Below are 1,032 nucleotides of genomic sequence, written 5' to 3'. Positions count from 1 at the left end.
GCGCTCGCCCGACCAGCTGCGCCGGCCAAGCTACCCGTGGTGAAGCGGCCTACCGCGCACTAACTTTACCCTTGGACCACCGCGTGGGGGCCGATCAGGTGACGAGGATTGCCCTTCGTTGGCAGACACGGAGACCGGCCTCACACCGGGCGTTTGTCCACGACCCAAGTCCCGTTCCGCAGTCCCACCCTGGTTCCGTCGGCAGATTAACGATCGGGTCCGAGTCGGCCGCCGTCGGGCCGGACCCGGCTGCGTCTGCTGGGCTATTGTCGCGAACAACCGATTGTCACCTTTCGTGCGGGGCACAGCCGTCCCGCTTCGAACGTGTGAGCGTCGCCCTCCGCGCGCTGCCGCCCTTCACGTGGCCGAAACGCTTTCACGAACCCGTTGCGCGGCGCCCTCGTATGGGCTACCAGGGCGGAACGGTCAGCACCCGTAGCTCAGCTGGATAGAGCGTTGCCCTCCGAAGGCAAAGGTCACACGTTCGAATCGTGTCGGGTGCGCCAATCATAACTCATTGTTTCTGATTATGATTCGGACCTCCGTCTGAAGCTCCACAAAGCGTCGTTGATCAGCTTGGCACATTTTTGGCACAAGCGACGGATCACGAATCATGGCGACCATCCGTAAGCGTGGACGATCCTGGCACGTTCAGGTGCGACGCGTGGGCACTCCTGCATCAACACAATCGTTTCCCTCTAAGGGTGAAGCCGTATCGTGGGCGAAGGCGCAAGAGCGCGAATCCCGACGATCAGCGCCTCCCTCAACACGCATCGACACGGACGATCTGACTGTTGGGGCGTTGCTGCTACGGTATCAAATCGAAATTACCCCTCTGAAAAAGGGCCATGTTTCCGAAAACTGCCGGATCAAAAATATTATCGGGAGACCAATTGCGAAGGTCGCTTTGCGGAATTTAACTTCCGGACAGCTTGCTGATCGGCCCCCACGCGGTGGTCCAAGGGTAAAGTTAGTGCGCGGTAGGCCGCTTCACCACGGGTAGCTTGGCCGGCGCAGCTGGTCGGGCGAGCG

Annotated in this window: 1 tRNA gene; it reads left to right on the top strand. The window is 60.8% G+C overall.

Annotation, left to right across the window (positions count from 1 at the left end):
• Positions 1-429 precede the first annotated feature (429 nt).
• Positions 430-506 (top strand) — tRNA-Arg (locus tag ASG63_RS21115).
• Positions 507-1,032 lie beyond the last annotated feature (526 nt).

The sequence above is a fragment of the Methylobacterium sp. Leaf94 genome (genome assembly GCF_001426045.1).
In the GTDB taxonomy this organism is placed as follows: domain Bacteria; phylum Pseudomonadota; class Alphaproteobacteria; order Rhizobiales; family Beijerinckiaceae; genus Methylobacterium.
Note: the sequence above shows the minus strand (reverse complement) of the source record. Positions and strands in the feature narration are given on the sequence as shown.